The sequence below is a fragment of the Bartonella sp. AP57NXGY genome (genome assembly GCF_042195805.1).
Classification (GTDB): Bacteria; Pseudomonadota; Alphaproteobacteria; order Rhizobiales; family Rhizobiaceae; genus Bartonella.
Genome location: NZ_JBHIOZ010000101.1, coordinates 1 through 4,494 on the forward strand (window position 1 = coordinate 1; position 4,494 = coordinate 4,494).

7 protein-coding genes are annotated in these 4,494 nt (G+C 37.0%); 6 read left to right on the forward strand and 1 reads right to left on the reverse strand.

The features are described 5' to 3' along the window. Positions 1-641, forward strand: a 641-nt coding sequence (locus ACFIL8_RS07755) for a hypothetical protein (RefSeq protein WP_375682218.1), incomplete at its 5' end; no start/stop codon positions are given. Here ACFIL8_RS07755 and ACFIL8_RS07760 read toward each other — a convergent pair. Further along, positions 628-1,419 (reverse strand): hypothetical protein, encoded by a 792-nt coding sequence (locus tag ACFIL8_RS07760; RefSeq protein WP_375632835.1) that lies wholly within the window; start codon positions 1,417-1,419, stop codon positions 628-630. The two genes, ACFIL8_RS07755 and ACFIL8_RS07760, sit on opposite strands and share 14 nt — an antisense overlap. A 75-nt stretch (positions 1,420-1,494) precedes the next feature. Here ACFIL8_RS07760 and ACFIL8_RS07765 point away from each other — a divergent pair, with 75 nt between their 5' ends. The 5 genes from ACFIL8_RS07765 to ACFIL8_RS07785 all read left to right on the forward strand — a co-directional run bounded on the left by ACFIL8_RS07765 (position 1,495) and on the right by ACFIL8_RS07785 (position 4,334). Further along, a complete protein-coding gene (locus ACFIL8_RS07765; RefSeq protein WP_375638626.1) occupies positions 1,495-1,968 on the forward strand; it encodes a crossover junction endodeoxyribonuclease RuvC in 474 nt (157 codons plus the stop codon). Beyond that, positions 1,958-2,296, forward strand: a complete 339-nt coding sequence (locus ACFIL8_RS07770; protein WP_375638628.1) for a DUF1376 domain-containing protein — start codon at positions 1,958-1,960, stop codon at positions 2,294-2,296. The genes ACFIL8_RS07765 and ACFIL8_RS07770 overlap by 11 nt, the downstream gene beginning before the upstream one ends. After that, complete coding sequence (locus ACFIL8_RS07775) at positions 2,289-3,401, forward strand: YdaU family protein (RefSeq protein ID WP_375689339.1); 1,113 nt, start codon at positions 2,289-2,291, stop codon at positions 3,399-3,401. The genes ACFIL8_RS07770 and ACFIL8_RS07775 overlap by 8 nt, the downstream gene beginning before the upstream one ends. Next, entirely contained in the window at positions 3,361-3,804 is a 444-nt protein-coding gene (locus ACFIL8_RS07780) for a hypothetical protein (RefSeq protein WP_375613776.1), read from the forward strand. Before ACFIL8_RS07775 ends, ACFIL8_RS07780 begins: the two co-directional genes overlap by 41 nt. 200 nt (positions 3,805-4,004) lie before the next feature. Beyond that, positions 4,005-4,334, forward strand: a complete 330-nt coding sequence (locus tag ACFIL8_RS07785; protein WP_375613775.1) for a hypothetical protein — start codon at positions 4,005-4,007, stop codon at positions 4,332-4,334. Positions 4,335-4,494: the final 160 nt, after the last annotated feature.

Below are 4,494 nucleotides of genomic sequence, written 5' to 3' on the forward strand. Positions count from 1 at the left end.
TAAGAAGAAGGGTAAGTGAGGAGAGAAAGATGAGTTTAGTAGCAATTGTTATTTCCTTAATTGCGAATGTGATTTCGTTTTATGCTGTTCATGACTCTTCTAAAAGAGTGCGAAGGCTTAGAAAAGAGCTAGCAGAAAAAAATGAGTTAATAATGTCACAAAAAGCATTGATGGAAGGACAGCTAGCAGAAAATGAAGAGAAAATACAACATTTACAAGAATTACAAGCAAACGTGCAAGAATGTTTAGAGAAAAGCACTAAAGGGCAAGAATGTGTGATGTCATATGAAAATATTTATGAAAATATTCAAGTCTCTAAAGCTGTTCGTACGCTTGTAAGAGAGTTTATAGAACTAAATCCCATTACAGATGAACAAGAAGATAGATCGCAGGAATTATTGCAACAATTAATGAGGGATGAGCAGACAAAGATTCAAGCAATTAAAGTTGTTAGAGCTTTTGAAGAATGGTTTATACCACGAAATACCATTACATTTGCACAACTAGACTATTGGCCGAGGTCTCAAGAGTTATTGGGGCATTTATTGGGGTTAAAGCCACTGACATGGGAAGATCTTGCTAAAAAAAGTCCTGAGGAACAACAGAGCTATCTCGTACCTGGGAAAACTATAGTGGATTGAAAGCATTTTTTAAACGAATACAGTGAGCGAAAAAATTCACTTTTTCTGGTGGATTTTCAGGATCTATAGCAGTGTGTTCCATAGTAAATATTAGATAAATTAATGGATTTTTCTTGAGAGGCGAAATGGTAAGAATTAGTTCTAATGAGCCAAAAGCTATGAGGCTAAATGGGTCAATATCTCCATGTATTAGAGGCTCTGTTTGGGGTTGTTTAAAACAGAGGTATTTGGAGCTTTGGGGCTGGATTTGGTATATATCTCCGAGGGGAAAAACGGTTGAATCAGTAAATCCACGATAGACTGCGTGAATAAATTTATAATTTCTATCATTCTCTATACTGATGGAATTAATTTTAATTATGTGTTTTGTAGGATTTGCAATGGTTAATAATATATCAATTAATAATTGTGATTTATTATCAGGATCATTATGCATCACTATACGCTGTACAAAAACATTAAGTTTTCTCTGCTCTAGAATTTCTGTCTGTTTTTCTAGAACGTTAGCAAGCTTTTCCATTGATATTGCTTGTTGTTTAGTTGAATTAGCTATGTCCATGGCATTAGCTAATTCTGTTTCAAATTTTTCTCGGTCTTCTCTTCTGAACTTTGCAGCTTCTATTCGATCTTCATTTCTTAAATTCAATGTCTGTTTAATAGAACGAAAAGAAAAAATTGCGGATAATAAAGCACCAACCGAAGAAAGTGCAGAAAATAAAACAGAAAACGCAGAAAATAATACAGGATGCTGTTCTATCCAATTTAAAACCGCTTGCATATTTCTTACACCCTTCTTTCCTTCATTTTCAGAAAAAAACAATCCTATAAAACACATTTTGTATGGAGCGGCGTGGTGATTAACACGATTCTTTGTTTTGATCTAGGTACCAAAACGGGGTGGGCGATACGTGGTGCAAGTGGTGACATGTTCAGTGGTACCGTGAATTTTCAATCGCGCCGTTTTGAAGGCGGTGGAATGCGTTATTTGCGTTTTAAACAATGGCTATCAGAAATAAAGCAGACAGCAGGTCAAATTGACGCGGTGTATTTTGAAGAGGTGAGGCGTCATAAAGGTACAGATGCAGCGCATGTTTACGGTGGTTTGTTAGCAACGTTAACGGCGTGGTGTGAACAGCATCAGATACCGTATGAGGGGATACCAGTAAGTACAATTAAGAAAGCGACGACAGGCAAGGGGAATGCGTCGAAAGAAGAGATGATTAAGGCGGTGCGTGCAAAAGGGCACAATCCGAAAGATGATAACGAAGCAGATGCTTTAGCAATTTTATATTTAGTTAAAGAAAGGGAATTGGGGTATGTCCAGTAAATTACCATGGACGAGGCTTTTTGCAGACAGATGGCTTGTTACTCTTGGTTGTTTGTCGCCGACCGAGAAATGTATCTATGTCATGTTGCGACTTCTAATGCTCCATACTGGTGAACCTATTTTAAAGGACTTAACGGTATTAGCTTTTTGGGTTGGTTATCCAGTAGAAGAGTTTGAAGCAGCTTTGAATTCCTTGATTGAAGGTGGATTCATCATACGTTTAGACAATGGTGGGTTGTGGAATTCAGAAGTTGAAAAAGAACTCAATAACGTCACTGAAGAGCTAGATAATTTCACTTGCAATAATATGGAGGTAAGGCATGTCTAATGGTATGCCGTGGATAAGATTTCATTTGTATGATTGGATTAGTGGTACAGATGGGATGACATTGGAACAACGGGGCGTTTATATAACACTTCTTGTTCGCATGTACGATAAAAAAGCACCCATTAAAGAAGATTTTGAAACGCTTGCACGTGCTTGCAATTGCTCGCAGAAAAAATTTGCAACTATTGTCGAATACTTAATGAGGAATGATAAACTTGTTGAGATAGATGGTGGGTTGTGGAATACGCGCGTTGAAGAAGAGCTAAAAGATTTTGCTGATAAAAAAGATCATATATCACAAATTCGTAGTGAAGCTGGTAAAAAAGGTGCACAAGCAAAAAACAATACAAAACAACATGTTAATAATTTTGCTGAAGCAAACGACAAGCAAAATGATTTTTTTGCTGAAGCAAAAGATAAGCAAAATGATTTTTTTGCTGAAGCAAAAGATAAGCAAAATCTAGCTATAAAGAACCAGAATAAGAATAATATATATAAAAAAAATAAAACTATCGTTTTATCAAAAAAAGAAACTGAATTTGAAGATTTAGAAACAACGGATTTGATTGAAGAGCCAATCGAGGTTGATGCGATTGAAAGCGAACCAAATCAAATCGCAACATCATCAGACAATCAACCTCCCATTCACGAGCAAGAAAACGTTCCTAAAAAAGCCAAGCGGGTTAAAGCCGATAGAGGTTGTCGATTGCCTGCGGATTTTGAACCCGATTACGATTTTGCAATCAACGAAGGCTTGCCTTCAGAGCGTGTGAAAGTCGAAATCGCAAAATTTAGAGATTATTGGAATGCCAAGGCAGGTAAGGACGCATGCAAAACGGATTGGCAAGCAACATGGCGCAACTGGGTACGCAAGGCAATTGAAGATTTACAGAAAGGAAAAAACTATGGAAAGTCAAGCACTGAAACAACAGTACAGCAGCGTGGATGGAGTTATCGCGTTGCACAGCACATGTCCAATATCAAAAATTCAGATAGTGTGTACAAATTTCTATTCGAGGATGACAACCGAACCACCGTTCCATTGGAAGACAGGGCAAAAACCATTGATTGCAGAAGCGGAGAGAATTACTTCATTAGTTCATGATGCGTTGCAAAAGCTTGAAAAGAAAGCGACTGAAGAAGAAATTCAAACAACGTATCTTGTCCTTTCAAATGGACTTAAGAGCCCCATGGGATCAGATGAGAAAGCGACAGCGCTTGCGTATCTTTACGCTCTTGAAGGCATAAGCAGCTGGGTATTGCAAACGGCAACAAAGAACGCTTTGAAAGGCAAAGCCGAGGGCTTAAATTCGACCTTTATGCCCTCAACAGCAGATTTTTATCGTTATTGTAAGACGCTTGAAGGCAATATTCGCTTTCATGCAAAGCACATTCTTAGGAGCCTTGAAAAGCCTGAAAAGGAAACAAATAAAAAGGCACCGATGCCATCAGAACGCATAGAAAAGCTTCAAAAAGAACTTGAAGAAGTTTTAAAGGGCATTGAATGATAAACAGCAAAGTAGTGAAGTTTGCTGATGATTTTGAGAATAGATATGCGTTTAAATTGACAGAAAGGCACCGTACAGAGCGATTTAAAGATTTTGTGATAAAAACCACATTGAAATTAAAAACGCTTCTGTACGGTCCATTTTGAGGCAAATAAACCCATTGGTAAAGTTATGGATTTAGATAGGGGATATTAAACCAGATGTTTTTAAAAAAACGTAAACAGAAGGGGGGAAAAAAGTTCGTTGCAACGGCGGTGGGGCATGCCCCATGGGGATTAGGGGTAGCAGAGTATTTTTACAATCTTTACGAATATGATGATGGTACAAGAGAATATGAAGAATTTGACGGTGGTCAGTATCATGAGATGCCTGAGAATGTTGATTACAGTACCAAGGCTCAAGTGAAAGCGTGGATTTATGGGGGCGGTATTCCGAAAAGCGTTCTCAATTACGAACCTCTCATAGATGAGATCAATAAAGAGATCAAAAAATTATCAAAAACCGCAGGAAATAAATATGTTTACAGATAAGCAGCTAAGAGCCTTGTTTGGTATTATAATTTTTATATTTTTATGCTTTTTAGAAATTAAAAAAAATCCCTATTTTATCCAAGGTATTTTGATATTTGCATCTTTTGGTTTGATAATAATAACAAATATTTTTGTAATTTTATGCAATTCTCATATTCCT

Excerpts from the sequence above, each read along its gene's own strand:
- ACFIL8_RS07760 (WP_375632835.1), bottom strand. The coding sequence starts at position 1,419 with ATGCAAGCGGTTTTAAATTGGATAGAACAGCATCCTGTATTATTTTCT.
- ACFIL8_RS07770 (WP_375638628.1), top strand. The coding sequence starts at position 1,958 with ATGTCCAGTAAATTACCATGGACGAGGCTTTTTGCAGACAGATGGCTT.
- ACFIL8_RS07775 (WP_375689339.1), top strand. The coding sequence starts at position 2,289 with ATGTCTAATGGTATGCCGTGGATAAGATTTCATTTGTATGATTGGATT.
- ACFIL8_RS07785 (WP_375613775.1), top strand. The coding sequence starts at position 4,005 with ATGTTTTTAAAAAAACGTAAACAGAAGGGGGGAAAAAAGTTCGTTGCA.